This is a genomic window from Pseudaminobacter soli (ex Zhang et al. 2022), assembly GCF_014595955.1.
Classification (GTDB): Bacteria; Pseudomonadota; Alphaproteobacteria; order Rhizobiales; family Rhizobiaceae; genus Kumtagia; species Kumtagia pseudosoli.
In genome coordinates, this window is sequence record NZ_JABVCF010000013.1 from 1 (window position 1) to 18702 (window position 18702).

15 protein-coding genes are annotated in these 18702 nt (G+C 64.3%); 7 read left to right on the forward strand and 8 right to left on the reverse strand.

Annotated elements, in window-relative coordinates:
* Positions 1-783 precede the first annotated feature (783 nt).
* A complete protein-coding gene (locus HUI96_RS21860; RefSeq protein ID WP_188256827.1) occupies positions 784-3204 on the reverse strand; it encodes a GcvT family protein in 2421 nt (806 codons plus the stop codon).
* 193 nt (positions 3205-3397) lie between these two features.
* Positions 3398-4288 carry a LysR substrate-binding domain-containing protein gene (locus HUI96_RS21865; RefSeq protein ID WP_188256828.1) on the reverse strand — a complete coding sequence of 297 codons (891 nt, stop codon included), beginning with the start codon at positions 4286-4288 and terminating at the stop codon, positions 3398-3400.
* Between the two features lie 285 nt (positions 4289-4573).
* Between HUI96_RS21865 and HUI96_RS21870 the strand changes: the two genes are divergently transcribed.
* From HUI96_RS21870 to HUI96_RS21895, 6 genes are all read left to right on the forward strand, one after another.
* Entirely contained in the window at positions 4574-6112 is a 1539-nt protein-coding gene (locus HUI96_RS21870) for a trimethylamine methyltransferase family protein (protein WP_188256829.1), read from the forward strand.
* A 136-nt stretch (positions 6113-6248) separates the two neighbouring features.
* Positions 6249-7253 (forward strand): GlxA family transcriptional regulator, encoded by a 1005-nt coding sequence (locus HUI96_RS21875; RefSeq protein WP_337918559.1) that lies wholly within the window; start codon positions 6249-6251, stop codon positions 7251-7253.
* A 186-nt stretch (positions 7254-7439) separates the two neighbouring features.
* Entirely contained in the window at positions 7440-9083 is a 1644-nt protein-coding gene (locus tag HUI96_RS21880; protein ID WP_188256831.1) for an ABC transporter substrate-binding protein, read from the forward strand.
* A 7-nt stretch (positions 9084-9090) separates the two neighbouring features.
* The gene (locus HUI96_RS21885; RefSeq protein ID WP_188256832.1) at positions 9091-10041 is read left to right on the forward strand and encodes an alpha/beta hydrolase; all 951 of its coding nucleotides are present in this window, start codon (positions 9091-9093) and stop codon (positions 10039-10041) included.
* 31 nt (positions 10042-10072) lie between these two features.
* Entirely contained in the window at positions 10073-11203 is a 1131-nt protein-coding gene (locus HUI96_RS30100) for an enolase C-terminal domain-like protein (RefSeq protein WP_188256833.1), read from the forward strand.
* Complete coding sequence (locus tag HUI96_RS21895) at positions 11200-12204, forward strand: Ldh family oxidoreductase (protein ID WP_188256834.1); 1005 nt, start codon at positions 11200-11202, stop codon at positions 12202-12204. The genes HUI96_RS30100 and HUI96_RS21895 overlap by 4 nt, the downstream gene beginning before the upstream one ends.
* A 157-nt stretch (positions 12205-12361) precedes the next feature.
* Here the strand turns inward: HUI96_RS21895 and HUI96_RS21900 are convergent, their stop codons facing one another.
* The 6 genes from HUI96_RS21900 to HUI96_RS21925 are packed head-to-tail and all read right to left on the reverse strand — an operon-like array spanning position 12362 to position 17844.
* Complete coding sequence (locus HUI96_RS21900) at positions 12362-13246, reverse strand: glycine betaine ABC transporter substrate-binding protein (RefSeq protein WP_188256835.1); 885 nt, start codon at positions 13244-13246, stop codon at positions 12362-12364.
* Between the two features lie 33 nt (positions 13247-13279).
* Complete coding sequence (locus HUI96_RS21905) at positions 13280-14059, reverse strand: ABC transporter permease (protein WP_188256836.1); 780 nt, start codon at positions 14057-14059, stop codon at positions 13280-13282.
* Positions 14056-15174: a betaine/proline/choline family ABC transporter ATP-binding protein gene (locus HUI96_RS21910; RefSeq protein ID WP_188256837.1), complete on the reverse strand. Its 1119-nt coding sequence runs from the start codon at positions 15172-15174 to the stop codon at positions 14056-14058. The genes HUI96_RS21905 and HUI96_RS21910 overlap by 4 nt, the downstream gene beginning before the upstream one ends.
* Positions 15171-15833, reverse strand: a complete 663-nt coding sequence (locus tag HUI96_RS21915) for an ABC transporter permease (protein WP_188256838.1) — start codon at positions 15831-15833, stop codon at positions 15171-15173. The genes HUI96_RS21910 and HUI96_RS21915 overlap by 4 nt, the downstream gene beginning before the upstream one ends.
* 28 nt (positions 15834-15861) lie before the next feature.
* A complete protein-coding gene (locus HUI96_RS21920; RefSeq protein ID WP_188256839.1) occupies positions 15862-16539 on the reverse strand; it encodes an isochorismatase family protein in 678 nt (225 codons plus the stop codon).
* Positions 16540-17844, reverse strand: coding sequence for a M24 family metallopeptidase (locus HUI96_RS21925; protein WP_188256840.1), 1305 nt, complete (start codon positions 17842-17844; stop codon positions 16540-16542).
* A gap of 286 nt (positions 17845-18130) precedes the next feature.
* Here HUI96_RS21925 and HUI96_RS21930 point away from each other — a divergent pair, with 286 nt between their 5' ends.
* A complete protein-coding gene (locus tag HUI96_RS21930; protein ID WP_188256841.1) occupies positions 18131-18631 on the forward strand; it encodes a flavin reductase family protein in 501 nt (166 codons plus the stop codon).
* Positions 18632-18702: the final 71 nt, after the last annotated feature.

An 18702-nucleotide genomic window follows, 5' to 3' on the forward strand; every position in this document is an offset into this window, starting at 1 on the left:
ACCAACGTCGCGGTACCTGGAAGCGAACTTCTTGGCCGCCAGCAGCGTCGCCGCCGTCGTTGGTGAGGCGTATATAGGCGGCACCCCGACAAACTGTCAACTGGGCTCCGAAACTTTCTAGGGGGACTATCCACAACCCGGGAGAACCCACCGCCCACACGTTCCTGAGGGGTCAATAGGACGCGCCGGAAGCCGGAAGGGAGAGGGCGCGTAGGTCTGCTTTGACGTAGATGCTCGCTTCTGGAGAAGGTTGGATCCCGGTCCTCTGCCCTCCCCTCTTCCGAAAAACTTTCTCTGGGTTGAGTTGCAGGCCATCTCGCCCAGTTGGACGACACACGAGACGACTAGGCTGCCGCCGGAAAGACTGCTCTGCGAAACACTCGGCATTTCCCGGGCGAACTACGCAAGGCGCTGGCGATCGCCGACGCCGACGGCCAGATTTGGCGCCATGTCGGAAAAGAGCACCTTCGTCGGGCAGCGCCCAGAAGAAATAGCGCGGATACGCTGGCGTCCATCGCCAAGTTAACCAATCCGGCGGAAGTGATGCGCAATCGGCTGCTGCTCGAGCCGGAGATTTGTCGCGAGGCATGTCTCTACGCGACATCCGAGGACATCGGCGAATTGCAACTGTGCACGGAACGTGAGCGCGACACCTGAGGCTGTCTATCGCAGCGCTCTGGAGCTTCTGGCACGCAGCAGCGCTGTCGCCGCGGACGGGTCCAGCGGTGGTCGTCCTACGCCCGAGTGCCGCGGCTGTCCCGCGGCACTCGCAAGGCAGAAAACTCAGGCCCGCAGTCGCTTTCCTTCCGGATCGAAGGGCGGCTCCTTCAGGACGACGGCCTCGTGCGGCTGGCCGAGGATCGCCACGCTGACCTTGTCGCCCGGCTTCGCGGTACCGGCCTTGATGTAACCGAGCGCCAGCGACTGGTCGACGAAATAGCCGTACGTGCCCGACGAGACCTGGCCGATCGGCGTGCCGTCGGGCAGGAAGATCGGCTCGCCGCCGGTCGCGTCGGCATCGACCGCCGAGACGGAGAGCATGATGAACTCCTCGCGGGCCGGCTTGTCGGCAACGGCCAGATAGGCGTCACGGTTGAGGAAGTTGCCCTTGTCGAGCTTGATCAGCCGGTCGAGGTGCACCTCCTGCGGCCAGTATTCCGGCGAATATTCCCGGCTCCAGCTGCCGTATCCCTTCTCGACGCGCAGCGACATCAGAGCGCGCGAGCCGACCGGACCGGCGCCCAGCTCGGCGCCCGCTTCCAGCAGCGCGGTATAGAGCTGGACCTGATCGATGGTCTTGCAATGCAGCTCCCATCCGAGGTCGCCCGTGAACGAGACGCGTAGCGCGACCAGATCGACGCCCGCCACGGTGATCCGGCGCGAGCGCATGAACGGGAAGGCCTCGGTCGAAAGATCGGCATTGGTCAGGCGCTGCAGCAGTTCGCGCGACTTCGGCCCGGCGACGTTGAAGCCGCACATCTCTGCGGTCAGCGAGCGGAAGGTGGTGCCTTCCGGCAGCGGCACCGCCTTGAAGAACCGCTGGTGGTAGCGCTCGGCCATGCCTGAGCCGATCACCATGAACTCGTCTTCGGCGAGCCTCGTCACGGTGAAGTCGCCGGCGATGCCGCCGCGCTTGCCGATCAGCGGGGTGAGGCATGAGCGGCCAACCGCCGTCGGCATCCGGTTGGCGAAGAGCGCGTTGAGCCAGGCTTCGGCGCCAGAACCCTTCACCTCGTACTTGGCATAGTTGGAGATGTCGATGATGCCGGCACGCTCGCGCAGCATGCGCGCCTCGCGGCCGACCGGCTCCCACCAGTTCTGGCGCTTGAAGCCCACAGTCTCCTCGCGCGGCTCACCCTCGGCGGCGAACCACAGCGGATGCTCCCAGCCGAAGTTGAGGCCGAAGATCGCCCCCCTCGCCTTCTGCATCTCGTAGGCCGGCCGCGTGCGCACCGGACGGCCGGCGGCGCGTTCCTCGTTGGGGAAATGGATCTTGAAGCGGTGGCTGTACTGGTCCTGGACCCGCGCCTTGGTGAAGGCCTTGCCGGCCCAGTGGCCGTAGCGCGCCATGTCCCAGCCGAACATGTCCAGTGACGGCTCGCCCTCGACCATCCACTCGGCCGCCAGCTTGCCCATGCCGCCCGACTGCGAGAAGCCGGGGATGATGCCGTTGCAGCAGAAATAATTCTGGAGCTCCGGCACCGGCCCGAACAGCACGGCGCTGTCCGGCGACCAGATCATCGGCCCGTTGATGACCCGCTTCACGCCGGCCGAGGCGGCCACAGGCACGCGATCGATGGCGCGCAACATGTTCTCCTCGATGCGGTCGAGATCGTCCGGGAAGAGCTCGTGGCCGAAATCCTGCGGCGTGCCGTCCTCGGCCCAGAACTTCATATTGCGCTCATAGGCGCCGATCAGTAGCCCAAGCCCCTCCTGGCGCATGTAGTACTCGCCGTCGCGGTCCGCGACCGACGGCAGGCGCCGCCCGAGCGCGGCGATCTCGGGGATCGTCTCGGTCACGAAATACTGGTGCTCGGTCGGGATGAGCGGAAGTTCGAGACCCGCCATGGCCGCGACCTCGCGTCCCCACAGGCCCGCGGCATTGACCACCCATTGTGTGCGGATGTCGCCCTTCGGGGTGCGCACGATCCAGCTTCCATCCGGCTGCGCCTCGGTGGCGGTCACCGGGGTGAAGCGATGGATCTCCGCGCCGCGCTGCTTCGCCCCTGCGGCATAGGCCGCGGTCACACCGGAAGGATCGACGTTACCGCCCTCCGGCTCGTACATGATGCAGCGGATGCCCTCGAAATTGACGAGCGGATGCAGCCTTTCCGCCTCATCCCGGCCGATCTCGTAGAAATTCATCTTGTGCCGGCGCGCCTTGGCTTCCTGCAGCCGCAGCTGATGCTCGCGCGCTTCCGTCTGGGCGAGATAGAGCGAGCCCGGCTGGAAGATGCCGCAATCCTGGCCGGTCTCGGTCTGCAGCTCCTTGTAGAGCGTCATCGTGTAGTGCTGCAGACGGCTGATGTTGGTGTTGTCGTGCAGCCCATGGATGCCCGCGGCGGCGTGCCACGTCGAGCCGGAGGTCAGTTCGTCGCGCTCGAGCAACACGACGTCGGTCCAGCCGAGCTTGGCAAGATGATAGAGGATCGAGCAGCCGATCAGTCCTCCGCCGATGACCACGGCCTGTGCATGGGTACGCATTTGGAGAGAGTTGTCCTTTGAGAGGGTGGCGAACGATCAGACGTCAGCGCCATGAAACCACGGCGATTACGTCGAGCACCATGTTTAATGGGGACGTTTGGCGTTCGGAAGCGCCGCTAGCGGCGGTATGGCCCAAATAAAATTGGGCCATTGACGCGTCGATTCTTCCCTCAGCAATCAGGCGAGCCCAGTGCTATGCCGCGCTTTCGTCCGCCGCGCGGCCAAGAATCCACTCCCGAGCGGTGCGCACGACGCTCCCCTTCGAGAGCGGGTTCTCGGTGAGATAATAGTTCCACGGACTCGGCGGCCGGATCGGAAAGGGCTCGATCAGGAGGCCGCGCTGCAGGTAGGTCCGGGCAAGCGAGCGTTGGGTGACCACGAGGCCAGCCCCCTTGGCTGCCACTTCGAGCCCGACGTTCGAGGAGTTCGTCGTCAACCCTTTCGGGTAGTCTCCCATCTCGAGGCCCAGAGCCGAGGTGACGGACTGCCAGTATTCCTGACGGCCGTGCACGAAGATCCAGTCGAACCTGGATATGTCACTGGGCTCCTTCAGGCGATCGTTGCCCTCCAGCAGCGCCGGTGCGCACAGCAGCACAAGGCTGTCCTCCCAGAGCACAATCCCGTTCGGCGGCCGATCGTCGAAGCGTCGGGTGAAGATGGTGAGGTCGGCGATCTGCTCGCCGGTATCCTCCCAGATCGTGCCATGCAGGACGACTTCGATCCCGGGATGCTCCTTCCTAAAGTCGGCCATGCAGCCGGCAAGCCAGTTCTCCGCGAGGCTTATTGGACAGGATACCGTAACGGTGCGCTTGCGCGATGACGTGACGATCGCCTCGGTCGCCTGGTCGATCTGGTCCAGCGCCTGCCGGAGTGTAGGCAGGAACGCTTCGCCCATTTCGGTCAGCTTCAGGCTGCGCGGATAGCGGATGAAGAGCTGCCGGCCGATATATTGCTCGAGGGCGCGCACATGCGTGCTCACCGCAGCCTGGGTGTAGCCCAGTTCCTTGGCCGCGGCGGTGAAACTCAGATGGCGCGCGGCGCACTCGAAGGACCTGACATAGTTCAACGGCGCTGGCGGTTTCATCTCCTGCTCCTCATCTCGCTCTAGCTAGGCCAGACAGCCCTGTGGCTTCAATCACGGTGGCGCCGTTATTTTTGGCCATAGGCGGCAAACTAATTGCGTGAATAGCTGATTGGGCCAAACTAATCGTGTCGTGGCTGCAACGGGAGAGGTGAGAGGGCCATGTCGCCGCAGCGGCGAGAACGTGCTTGCCGACCATATCTGCGCTGGCCTTAGTACGGTCGCACCAGACCGCCACCCTTCGTATCAAACAGCCCGCGACGGCATTTCCCACAAACGGAACGAGATATGACACAGGAAAGACGCGGCGGTGGCCGCAGGTCCAGGCTGGAGCGCAGCGGCAGCGCCATCCCCCAGCTGCCGTGGCAGCGCGTCGAGAACCCCTACCCGCCTATGCAGCTACTCGACGAGGAGCGGATGGAGGCGCTGCACGCGACCTCGATGCGCATCCTCTCCGAGCTCGGCATCCGCGTCATGAGCGACCGCGTCATGGATATCTTCGAGGCGGCGGGAGCGATCGTCGACCGCGAGGAGAAGATCATCCGCGTCGACGAGAGCATCGTGATGGAGGCACTGAAGACGGTGCCGTCGTCCTTCACGCTGACCAGCCGCAATCCCGCGAAGCAGATCACGCTCGGCGGCAATGCGCTGACCTTCGGCCTGGTCGCCGGCCCGCCCAACGTCCACGACCGGATCAACGGGCGGCGTCAGGGCAACCTCGCCGATTACAAGAACTTCACTCGCCTCGCGCACTTCTTCAACTCGATCCACATCATCGGAAACCAGGTGGTGGCGCCCATCGAACTGCCGGCCAACTCCCGGCATCTCGACACCTACCATGCCAACCTGACGCTGAGCGATCTTTCCTTCCACTGCACCGCGATCGGCCGCGAGCGCGCCATGGACGGCATCAACATGATGGCGATCGCGCGTGGCATTACGCTCGACGAGATGCGCGCCTCGCCCGGCGTCATCACCATCATCTCGGTCAATTCGCCGCGGCTGCTCGACGACGCCATGACCGACGGACTGATCGCCATGGCCGAGCACGGCCAGCCGGTCACGGTCACCCCGTTCACGCTGATGGGTGCCATGACCCCGGTGACGCTCGCCGCCGCACTGGCTCAGCAGAACGCCGAGGCGCTGTTCGGCATCACGCTGACGCAGCTGGTCAACCCGGGCGCGCCGGCGATGTACGGCGCCTTCACCTCCAATGTCGACATGAAGTCGGGCGCGCCGGCCTTCGGCACGCCGGAGAACGCCAAGGCCAACATCATCGCCGGGCAGCTCGCGCGTCGCTACAATCTCCCCTACCGCACGTCGAACGCCAACGCGTCGAACGTGGTCGATCTGCAGGCGGCCTACGAGACCGAGATGGCGACCTGGGGCGCGGTGCTCGGCGGCGCCAACATGATCTACCACGCCGCCGGCTGGCTGGAGGGCGGCCTCACCGCCTCCTACGAGAAGCTCGTCCTAGACGTGGAAATCCTACAGAACATGATGGAATTCCTGCGTCCCCTGCCCTTCCAGGAGGACGATCTCGGCTTCGAGGCGATCAAGTCGGTGCCGGCGGGCGGCCACTTCTTCGGCTCCGAGCATACCATGTCGCGCTACACCACCGCCTTCTACCAGCCGATGCTGTCGAACTGGCAGAACTACGGAAGCTGGACGGAGGCGGGCAGCAAGGATGCGCTCGAGCGCGCGACCGAGATCTGGCAGCAGGCGCTGCGCGACTATGAGGAGCCGGCTTTGGATCCTGCCATCCGCGAAGAACTCGACGCCTATGTCGCGCGCCGGCGTGAGGAGATCGCCGCAAGCGGCGAGTAAGCGGGCTGCATCGGATCGGATCGATTGTCATGGTAGGCTTGCCGAAGTGAGTTCCCCTGCTGATCTGCCTTGCGGGGGATCTCGTGCCGGATAGGGTAGCCTCGACCATGTTCGTGAACACAAGCGGAAGCGGATGGTGAGCAACGGGGGAGTCCAGGTCCCCACCGACCCCAAATCGGGTGCGGAGACAGGCGTCCGTTTCGCGGTCCTGGTCTTTCCCGGCTTCCCGATGATGGCCTTCAGTTCGGTCATCGAGCCCTTGCGGGCCGCCAATCTGCTCTCCGGCAAGCGGTGCTATTCCTGGATCACTGTCGGGATCGGCTCCGGAAAGGTATTTGCCTCGAACGGAGTCGGCATCGATCCGGATCACTGCGTCAGCACAGCACCTGTGGTCGATCGCATCGTGGTGTGTTCGGGCGGCGACGCGGACCAGGTGATTGCCGAAGAGGCGCTCGTCTGGATCAGGAAGAATCTTCGATCCGGCGCCCATATCGGAGCAGTCGCCGACGCCGCCTTCTTCCTGGCGCGCGCCGGACTGCTGGACGGCTATTCCTGCACGCTGCACTGGACCAGCCAGGCGGCGTTCGGTGAAGCCTTCCCCGGCTTGGACATGCGCCGCGATCTCTTCGTCATCGACCGGCGACGCTTCACCTCGGCCGGAGGCGTCGGCGCGCTCGACATGATGCTGGAGTTGATCACCAGAGACTATGGTCCTGCAATCGCGGCCGGCGTCGCCGAATGGTTCGTGCACAGCCAGTTACGATCCAGCGTCGACAGGCGGATGATGCCACTTCGGCTGCGCACCGGCATCCGCGACGAACTTGTCCTCGGGGCGGTCGCCATAATGGAGGACGCGGTCGAAGACCGCCTCAGCATGATCGACCTCGCGAGGCGCCTCGGCATTTCATCCGACAAGCTGGAACGCGCTTTCCGTCGCGAGGTCAAGACAACGCCGAGCGCCTATTATCGTATGCTTCGGCTGCGGCGTGCCAATGATCTGTTGACCCACTCGACGCTGCGGATCGGCGAGATTGCCCTTTCCTGCGGTTTCTCCAGTGCGTCGAGCTTCGCGCGCGCCTTTAAGGAGCAGTTCGGCCACGAGCCGAACCAGGCCAGGCGGCACCGGTCGGTCACGCGATAGCCGGTCCGACTAGCAGACCCAAGACTCACGCTGCGGGTTTACCACCGTATGAGGAACCCCCCTATCTGCGGAATCCCGCATCACATGTGCGGATTTCTGCATCTTGGCCGAGTGATGTTCGGACTAGCATTTCCCTGCTCACCTGCTGGTGAGGGGAACGACGATAAACAAAACCAGGAGAGCCCGATGTTCAAGTTCATGCTGACCAACCGGCGCCTGCATCCAAAGGCCAAGCCGATAGCGGAGCAGTACCGAAGCGGCGCGATCACGCGGCGCGAGTATCTCGCGACGATGGCTGCGCTCGGCGTCTCGGCCGCAGGCGCCTTTACCCTTGGTGGTATCGCGCCCACTGCTGCCTTGGCTCAGGAGCCGCGCAACGGCGGCGTGCTTCGCGTGGCGATGAACGTGAAGGGCTGGCGCGACCCGCGCACCTTCGACGGCGTCGAGATGTCGAACGTGGCCCGCCAGTGCAACGAGTACCTCGTGCGCTGGAACACCGATTTCAGCTTCGAGCCCTGGCTGCTCGAGGCCTGGGAGGCAAGCGACGACGCAAAGACGCTCACCCTCAAGGTTCGGCAGGGCATCACCTGGTCGAATGGCGACACCTTCAACGCCGACGACGTGATCCACAACCTGAACCGCTGGTGCGAGGCGGACGTCGAAGGCAATTCGATGGCCGGGCGTCTGGGCGCGCTGATCGATCCCGATACCAAGAAGGCCGCCGAAGGCGCGATCGAAAAGGTCGACGACTTCACGGTTAGGCTCAACCTGGCGGCGCCCGACATCTCCCTTGTGCCAAGCTTCACCGACTATCCCGCCCTGATCATGCATCGCTCCTACGCCGGCGAGCTTGATCCGATGAAGGCGCTGGCGATCACCACCGGCCCCTGCGAACTGGTCAGTTGGGAGGTGGAGACGCGCGCGGAAGTCAAGCGGAAGGACACGCCCTGGTGGAAGGGCGAGTTCATGCTCGATGGCATACAGTGGATCGACTACGGTTCCGATCCCAACCCGATGTACTCGGCTTTCGAGGCTGCCGAGGTCGATGCCAACCACGAGACCTCCGCAGACACAATTTCACAGGTAGAGGCGATCGGGCTGCAGAGTTCGGAGATCGCGACCGGCTCTACGATCGTCGCCCGCTTCAACGTCACCAACAAGCCGTATGACGATGCGCGCGTTCGGCGCGCCGCGCAGCTTGCGGTCGACAATGCCGCGGTCCTGGCGATCGGCCTCAGCAACCGCGGCAAAGTGGCCGAAAACCATCATGTGGGGCCGATGCACCCCGAATATGCCGACATCGGGCCGCACACGCGCAACGTCGAAGAGGCCAAGAAGCTGCTCGATGACGCGGGCCAGAGCGCGCACGAATTCGAGTTGATCTCCGTCGATGTCGAGTGGCAGAAGTCGAGCGCAGACGCGATCGCGGCGCAGATGCGTGACGCCGGCCTGAACATCAAGCGCACGGTGCTGCCCACCGCCACCTTCTGGAACGACTGGGCGAAGTTCCCCTTCTCGTGCACGGAATGGCTCGGCCGCCCACTCGGCGTGCAGGTGATTTCGCTCGCCTACAGGTCGGGTCAAGCCTGGAACGAGAGCGGCTTCTCCAACAAGGAGTTCGACACACTGCTCGAGCAGGCGCTCGCCACGCCAGATGCCGAACAAAGACGCCCGATCATGGAGAAGATCGAGACGATCCTGCGCGACGAAGGGGTCATCATCCAGCCCTACTGGCGCTCGGTGTACCGCAGCTTCCGCGAGGGTGTGCATGGGTGTGAGCAGCACCAGGCGCTGGAGCAGCACCTCGACAAGGTCTGGCTGGAATCCTGAACCGACCATGAGGCCGGCAGTCGATTACAGCAATCTGATCGACAGGGAGACCTGGGCGTTCATCGATCGCGTCAACAGCTTCTATCCGCCTGAAGCGATCGACTGGCCGATCGAGAAAAACCGCACCATTTACAATGGAATGAGCCGTGAATTTCACGCTGGCCATCCGGCCGGCGTGGCAGCGGAGACCACCGCCCTCGAAGCGGATGGGCGCTCCATTCCCGTCCGCATCTATCACCGCGAAGCAGCCGACGAGCGCGCCGTCATCCTCTATCTCCACGGTGGCGGCTTCGTGCTCGGCGACCTAGAGAGCCACGACGACATCTGCGCCGAGCTTTGCGCGGGTACAGGCTTCACCGCCGTCTCGATCGACTATCGGCTGGCGCCGGAGCATACCGGCACCGCGGCTTTCGATGACGCGATGGCGGGACTTCAGTGGGTATCGGAGCGGTTCGGTCGGCCAATTGTGCTGGTCGGCGAATCGGCCGGCGCCAGCGTCGCAGCCTCGCTATCCCACAACAGCCGGCGCAAGCACTGGGCGCCAGGTGGGCAAATCCTGATCTATCCCAGCCTCGGCGGCGACCTGACCAAGCCATCGATGTCGCGCCATGCCGAAGCCCCGCTGTTGAGCGCAAAGGACGTCGCCTTCTACCGCACGATCCGCACCGGCGGCCAAGAGACTGGCAGCGATCCCCGTTTCGAAGCCTTGGCAGACAGCGACTTTTCCGATCTGCCGCCAACCGTGATCTTCACCGCCGAATGCGACCCCCTCGCCTCCGAGGGCCCGCTCTACGCCGGGCTCATCGAGGCCGCCGGGGGCAAGGCCTGCTCGATCGAGGAGAAGGGCCTTCCGCATGGCTACCTGCGCGGGCGCCGCATGGCGCGGCGCGCCGGCGAGAGCTTCGCTCGCATCATCTCTGCCACCGCTGCGCTCGGGCGCGGCGAGTGGCCGTACTGATCCCCTTTTCTGACCTCTCCAGGAGTAAATCGTGGTCAAGATCACCAATGTTCGCGTCAGGCCGCTCGTGCTGCCACTCAAGCAGCCCTACCACTGGTCCTACGGCATCCGCGAAACATTCGCCGTTAACCTGATCGAGATCGAGGCGGATGACGGCACCGTCGGCATCGGCGAATGCACCGTGGCGCCGGATCAGACGGGTACGGCAGCCATTCTCTCGCGCCTCGCCGGTCATCTAGTCGGGCAGGACCCGCATGACGTCGCACCGCTCATCGACCGGATCTTCCGGCAGGAATATCTCGGCCACGGTGCCAACATCATGCGCGCCGCCAACCAGATGTTCTCCGGCATCGACATGGCGATGTGGGACCTCCAGGCCAAGCTTGCCGGCCTGCCGGTCCACCGCCTTCTCGGCGGAGCCCATCGCAAGGCGGTCGGCTATTTCTACTTCCTGCAGGGCGAGACCGCCGAGGAACTCGCGCGCGATGCCGCAGCAGGTGCAGCGCAGGGCGAGCGCGTCTTCTACCTGAAGGTCGGACGCGGCGAGAAGCTCGATCTCGAGATCACCGCAGCGGTCCGCCGCGAGATCGGCGACGCCCGCCTTCGGCTCGACGCCAACGAGGGCTGGAGCGTGCACGATGCCATCAACATGTGCCGCAAGCTGGAGAAGTTCGATATCGAGTTCATCGAGCAGCCGACGGTGAGCTGGAGCATCCCTGCCATGGCGCATGTCCGTGAGAAGGTCGGCATCCCGATCGTCGCCGACCAGGCGGCTTTCACCCTCTACGACGTCTACGAGATCTGCCGTCAGCGTGCGGCGGACATGATCTGTATCGGCCCGCGCGAGATCGGCGGCATCCAGCCGATGATGAAGGTTGCCGCAGTCGCCGAGGCGGCGGGTCTGAAGATCTGCATCCACTCCTCCTTCACCACGGGCATCACCACCTGCGCCGAACACCACATCGCGCTCGCCATCCCCAACCTCGACGACGGCAACCAGATCATGTGGCAGCTCGTCCAGAAGGACATCGTGTCCTCGCCCAACCTCGCGCCGAAGGAAGGCTGGCTCGAAGCGTTCCAGGGTCCCGGCCTGGGCTTCCAGCTCGACGAGAACGTCATAGCGGAGGGAGAGAGCCGGTACGCGGCCTCGCGTGCCAAATGACGGCCTCGCACGTATCCGTTCCGGCCGGCCTCATCGAGCGGACTGCCAAGACCGCTCTGGTCCGGTCCGGGGCCCTGCCGGAGAATGCGGGGCCGGTCGCCCGGGCGATGGCCCGGGCGGAGCTCGAGGGCAACCGCGTCTGCGGCCTGTTCTATCTGCCGATCTTCTGCGAGCACCTGAAATGCGGGAAGGTCGACGGGCTGGCTGAGCCCGCGGTCACCACCAAGGATGCGGTGACCACGGTGGACGCGCTGCACGGCTTCGCGCATCCGGCGATAGAGGCAGGACTGTCCCATCTCGCCCAGGCCGCGCGCAATTTTGGTGTTGCGGCAATGGCTGTCCGCAACTCCTACAACTGCCTGGCCCTCAGCCATCACGTCACGCCGCTGGCCGAGTGCGGGCTGATCGGCCTGTGCGTGTCGAATGCTCCGGCCTCGGTCGCACCGCCAGGTGCCAAGCGGGCGATCTTCGGCACCAACCCCCTCGCCTTTGCGGTGCCCAGGGGGGACGGGGCCATGATCGTGGTCGACCAGAGCATGAGCGCGGTCACCAAGACGGAAATGCTCATGCGGCGGGAACGCGGCGAGCCGATTCCGCTCGGCTGGGCGCAGGACGGCAATGGCGCCCCGACCACCGATCCGGCAGAGGGCCTGCTCGGCTCGTTGCTGCCCGGCGGCGGCCAGAAGGGAGCCAATATCGCACTGCTGGTCGAGATCCTGGCAGCCGTGCTGACCGGATCGAGGCTCAGCACCGAGGCCAGCCCGCTCGGCAATAATGAAGGCGGCCCGCCAGAAGTCGGTCAGTTCCTGCTCGCCATCGATGCCGGCCATTTCGGCTCGGGACATTTCGCTGCAAGCGTGGGCCGACTGGCCGAGAGCTTCGCCGAGGCCGGCATTCGCACCCCCGGACAGCGCGTCCTGGGTTCAGGCCAGGACTGGAGCAGCGCCAGCGTCGAGATCGATCAAGGGCTGTGGCAGCGCTGCCTCGATTTGGCGGGCTGAGGCGTAGGAAAGAATAGGCCTCTCATTTAGCAGGTCCGATCCGATGATCGGCTTGAGGCTTCCTTTGCGCCTACGCTTGAAAACCGGTTTCACTAAAAAATAGACAGGGCCGGCCGGGTGATCCCGGCCGGCCCTGTCGCATAGGCTTCCTAGCGGCTTACTTGAGGCCGCTGTCGGCGAGGAACTTCGCCGCAACTTCCTCGACCGTCTTCTTCTCGACGTCCACCTCGCCGTTCAGGCGCTGCATGGTCGGATCGTCGAGCTTGGCGGAAAGCGACTCCAGGACGTCCTTGAGATCCGCATTGGCGTCCAGCACCTCCTTGCGCACGACCGGGGTCAGCGCATAGTTCGGGAAGAAGCCCTTGTCGTCGGCGAGAACTTTCAGGTCCATGGCGGCGATCAGGCCGTCCGTCGCCTGGACCGAGACGACGTCGAGATCGCCGTTGCCGAGCGCCTTGTAGGCGAGGCCCAGATCCATGGGCTTGACGTTCGCGCGGCCGGCCTCGAAGCCATAGGTCTTCTGCAGGCCAAGCAGGCCGTCCTCGCGCTTCGGGAACTCGGCGGTGGTGCCCATGAGGACTGCCTTGCCCTCAGTGTAGGCCGCCGCGAGATCGGAGATCGTCTCCATTCCGTTGGTCTTCTCGTTGTCCTTGCGCACCGCCATCGCATAAGTGTTGTTGGCCTTGGACGGCGTCAGCCAGACGAGGCCCTTCTCGCCGTCCAGTTCCTTGACGCGCGTATAAGTGTCCTCTGGCGAGAGCTTGTCGGTGATCTTGTTGAAGGTGATCAGCGAAGTGCCGGTGTACTCCCAGTAGAGGTCGACTTCGCCGTTCTCGAGCGCGGCGCGCACGATCTTGGTGCCCATGCCGTCCTTCTTGTCGACCTTGTGGCCCTTGCTCTCGAGCAGTTGCTTGGTCGTTTCGGCAATGATGAGCTGCTCGGTGAAGCCCTTGCCGCCGACCGTCAGCTCGGCCGCACCAGCCGTGCTACCGAGGAGTGCAGCGGAGACAATACCCGCCGCGAGTTTCGATAGGATGTTCATACAGTCCCTCCGTTTGTGATGACTTCCGCTTCCCTATCGGAGCGGATTTATTCCCCGCGGCACGAGGTAGTATTGAAGCCTGCCAACGGTGAAATCGGTGACGACCGCAAGCAGAGCGGTCGGAATGGCGCCGGCGAGCATCATGGGCAGTTCGTCCAGCGCAATGCCTGTGAAGATCAGTTCGCCGAGACCGCCGGCGCCAATCAGGAAGACCAGCGGCGCGGAGCCGACGCAGATCGCCAGCGCGGTACGGACGCCGCCGAAGATAACGAACAGCGCATTCGGCAATTCGACGCGCCAGAACATCTGCGCCGGCGTCATGCCCATGCCGCACGCGGCCTCGATCAGATGCTGCGGCACGGCGCGCAGTCCCGCATAGGTGTTCCTTACGATCGGCAGCAGGGTCGCCGCCCACAGGCCGAAGACCGCAGGCACGGTGCCGATGCCGAGCAGCGTCATTGACAGGGCGAGGATCGCAAGCGTCGGGATCGTCGCGCCAACATTGAACCCTTGTAGCAGCGCCTCGGAGACGCGCTGGAATGCCGGGCGCGACAGGAGCGCGCCGATCGGCACACCGGTGAGGATCGCCAGCCCACCCGACCAAGCCACCAACTCGACATGCTGCCCGCCGAGATAGATGATGTCCTCGCGATAGGTCAGGATCTCGGCCGGCATGTCGCTCAACGAGATCCAAATCGCCACGGCCAGCGCGATCACCAGCCAGACCAGAACGGGCGTGCGGATGGAAGTGACCCAGCGGGCAGATGCCGGGCTCTTCTGCACCTGAACTGAAGCAGTGGTGGCCTCGCTCATTCGCGGGCCTCCGCCGATGCCAGGCTTTTGACCACTGAGCGATAGGTGAGAATGCCCTTCAGCCTGCCGCCGTCGTCCACGCATGGTAGGACCGGCATGTCCTGTGCGAACATCGACGCGACGGCGAGCCTCAGGTCTGCGTCCGTGGAGATGGTCGCGCGCACCGGCCGGGCTAGATCACCGACTTTCGCATCCACGCCCGCTTCAGCGTTCCCGGCAAGGCAACCGGTCGGCCGGCCGTTCTCGTCCACCACGATCGCGAACGGCAGCCCCGATTCCTCAAGGACCACCTTGCCGCGCGCGTGAGGGTCGTCACCACGAAGGGCATCAAACTCGGTAAGCATCGCTTCGGCGACGCGGACCAGCCGCAGGCGCTTCAGCGCCCTGTCCGATCCCAAAAAACTCTCGACAAAGCTGTTGGCGGGATTTGCGAGCAGCCGGTCGGGGCTGGCGAATTGCTCGAGCCGCCCGCTGCGGAAGATGGCGATCTTGTCGGCCATCTTCACCGCTTCGTCGAGGTCGTGCGAGACGAAGATGATGGTCTTCCGGAGCGCCTGCTGCATGCGCAGGAACTCGTCCTGGATCACTTCGCGGTTGATCGGATCGATCGCCCCAAAAGGCTCGTCCATCAGCATGACAGGCGGATCGGCGGCGAGCGCGCGGATCACGCCGACACGCTGCTGCTGGCCGCCGGAGAGCTCCTTCGGGTAGCGGCCCATGAAGGCGGCGGGGTCCATTCCCACCAGTTCCAGGAGTTCGGCGGCGCGGGCGCGTGTCTTCTTCCGGTCCCAGCCGAGGAGATCCGGCACCACGCAGATGTTGTCGGCGACAGTCTTGTTCGGGAACAGCCCGATCTGCTGGATCACATATCCGATCGATCGCCGTAGCTGGATCGGATCAGTGGCGTCGGTATCGCGCCCGTTGATGTAAATCTTCCCGCTGGTCGGCTCGATCAGGCGGTTGATCATCTTCATGCTCGTCGTCTTGCCGCAGCCCGACGGGCCGAGCAGGACGCAGATCTCGCCTTCGGGGAGTTCAAGGCTGACATCGTCGACGGCCCGCACGGGACCGTTCGGGGTGTTGAAGACTTTTGTGAGATGCTCGAGGCGGATCACTGGCGGGACTCCTCGACGAGACCTTTGGATGTCAGCAGTTTCTGGACGAGCAGGAGAATCAGATCGATCGCGATCGCCAGCAGCGACACCGAGACGGCGCCGGTGACGAGCTGACGCGGGTCGGACTGGCTGATTCCCCGCGAGATGAAGGTTCCGAGGCCGCCGGCGCCGATATAGGCCGCGATGGCGGTCACCCCGATGTTCATGACGACGGCGGTGCGGATGCCGGTCATGATAACCGGAATGGCGAGCGGTATCTCCACCTGCCGCAGCCGCTGGAAGGTGCTCATGCCCATCCCGACCGCGGCTTCGCGCAGCGCCGGGTCCACATTGGAGATGGCCGTGTAGGTGTTACGGATGATCGGCAACTGCGAATAGAGGATGACCGCAATGACGGCCGGCACATAGCCGATGCCGTAGCCGATCGGCGACAGAAGCGGGATCATCAGGCCGAACAGCGCGATCGACGGCACCGTGATCATCATTGAAGCGAAGTAAAGGACGACGTCCGCCGCGGCCTTCGACTGGGTGATCGCTATGCCTATGGGGACGGCGGTCACGACAGCGATCCCCACCGCCACGAAGACGATGGAGACGTGCCGCAGCGCATGCTCGCCAATAAGGCCGAGATTGCCTGTCATGAACCAGATGATGTCCATCGAGCCGTCCGTTCCGCCAAACGTTCGCTTATAGTTGCCGGTAAAGCTCGGCGGCGTTCTCGAACGTGTATCGAAGGGGTACCGAACCCTCGACCTGCCAGGCCTCGACTGATTCCCCCGCGAGAAGCCCGCAGACCTGGTCGGTGGTGACGACCGCCCCGCCATAGAGGCGGTTGGCGAGGTTCAGGATGCCAGTCTGGTGCATCGCTGCCGTCCCGGTGCCGCAGGCGTCCTTGACGAGGAGCACCCGGAAGCCTCGGCTCACCGCGTCCTTCACGGTCGCGTCGACGCAGGCTTCGGTCCAGACGCCGCATACGACCAGCCATTCGATGCCTTGGCTGCGCAGTTCGTCTATCGGTGAGGTGGCGCCGAACGCGCTCGCCTCTCCCTTCACGATGGTCCGCTCGCCGGAGAACGGCGCGACTTCCCCGCAGATTGCGGTGTTCGGATCGTCCTTGGCGCTGAAGGCGGACGTGCCGTTCGGCATCATCGGATGCAGCGACCGCCGGTTCGTCGGGTCGACGATATAGGCGAAGTGATAGAGCTGCACCCCGGCCGCCCGAGCGGCGGCCTGGATGCGCTGAACGTTGGCCAGCACGCGGTCGAACCCTTCGACGATGTAACGCGAATCGCGCCGATGCTCCTCCTGGAGGTCGATGAAAAGGGCAGCGGTCTTCTCGGGCTCGATCGTGAGCGGTTTCTTCATTCAGGCCTGTCCGTCCAGGAACTCGTCTTCGTAGGGGAAGCGCGACAGAAGCTCGGTCCCGGTCTCGGTGATCAGGATCTCGTCTTCCAGCTTCACCCCCTCGCGGCCGCCCTTCTCGCCGATATAGCTTTCGACGGAAACCACCATGCCCGGCAGAAGCACCCCATCGCGTCCATAGGTCGCATAATCCATGGAATGGGCGATAAAGGGCGTCTCGCCGTGCATACCGACACCGTGCATCACCGAAGTGTAGCGCTGGTCGACGAAGCGCTCGGGTATCTTCCACGCCTTCTCAGCAATCTCGCGGAACTCCATGCCGGGCTTCACGATTCCGATGTTGTGCTGCACCTGGTCGTGGGCCATCCGGTAGAGCGACTTCTGGTAGGCGGTCGGCTTGCCCGGGCCACAGCGGAAGGTGCGTGAGAAGTCGGAGTAGTAGCCGTAGCAGCCGATCGTGTCGGTATCGAGCGCGACCAGTTCGCCCGGCCGGATCTTGCGCCCGCTCGCCTCGTTGAACCACGGATTTGTACGCTGGCCGGACGAGAGCAGCCGCGTCTCGATGAACTCGCCTCCCTGGCGAATCACCTCATGGTACATGATGGCGAAGAGGTCGTTCTCCGAGACGCCCGGCTTGATCGCCTCGCGCACGGCCGCAACCGCTGCCTCGGCGCCGGCCATCGAGACCTGCAGGCACTTAATCTCTTCCGGCGTCTTGACCGCGCGCACGGCAAGAATCTCGCCCTGGCAGTCCTTCACCTCGCAGCCGCGCTTCTCCAGCGCCAGCGCCTGGAGGTGACTGCAGCGGTCGAGGCCGAGCTTCATCGAGCCGCCACCATGCGTCCTCAGGAGATCGGCGATCTCATCCGCGAATGGACCGGCAGTCTCATCGTCACGACCCGACACCGAGGACCAGACGAGCTTTGAGGGCCGCGCCTCGTCGACCGTGTCGAGCACCATGGAGACATGGTAGCTCTGCGGATACTCGAAGAGCACGATCGGCCCCTCGGTGGGGATGAAGAAGTACCTGGTCGAGTTGCGCAGGAAGTAGCCGAACATGTTGCGCGAGCCGGTGGCATAGCGCTGATTGTATGGATCGAACAGAACCACGCCGCCGTAGCCCGCCTCGCGCATCCAGGCGCGCAGCTTCGCCAGCCGTCCTTTGCGCAAGGCGTCCGCATCGATGAAGGACGGCTCGGTGTCCGACAGCCACATGCCGCCTGCCGGGTCCGCTGCCGCCGGATGGCGCATACGCTCGGCGAAATCGACATCCTCGACGCTGTCCGGATCAAATACGACAATGCTCATAAACTACCTCCGTGCGGGTAGAGAATGGCCGATCGCCATCGGAGGAGATGTTCACGGCACCGCGGAACCTGTGCATCATTCCGCAGCGCCGAAAATAGGTAGGACCAGAAGAGAGGATCATTGGCATCGCCCAAAGCTTACGCTCTTCATGGACGGTGCGCAGAAGCTTGCGCCGCTACGCGAACGTAATGGAAAACTTGTCATGTCATTCCGTATGGCGAAGCCGTCCCTTGCGGCATAGCCGTGCTGGATCGCCATATCGGCAAAGAGCCCCGGAAGGTCGGAAATGAACGCAGAGAACAGCACGGACAAAACGATCGACGGCAAATCGTTCTGGCGAGCGATCGGCGTCCGGGCCGTCGGCGCAGCGGTGGTGACGGCCGCCGATGCCGAGGGGCCTGCCGGATTCCTGGCCCTGTCGGCGACCCACCTCTCCGCGGACCCGCCGCTCATGATGGTTTCGATCGGCGCGAGCACGTCCGCGCTGAAGCAGGTGGCGAACGGGCATCACTTCGCCATCAACTACCTGGCCAAGGGACAGGAGCAGCTTGCCGACAGTTTCGGCGGGCGCGGAGAACTCAAGGGTGCCGATCGTTTCCGCTCAGGGAACTGGGGCGTGCTCGCGACCGGCGCGCCCATCCTGCTGGACGGCGTGGGGTCGCTGGATTGCCGCCTGGAGGAGACGATCGAGCGACACGGCACGGTGATCGCGATCGGGCGTCTGGTCGACTTCAGTTCGCACTCGGAGCGCGAGCCTTTGCTCAGCTTCGGCGGCCGTTACATCTAGCCGCCCTTTAACGCCTCTTCCGCGGCAACGCCCTGCCATGGCCGTCACGTGGTCGTGGCCGGATTCCTTTC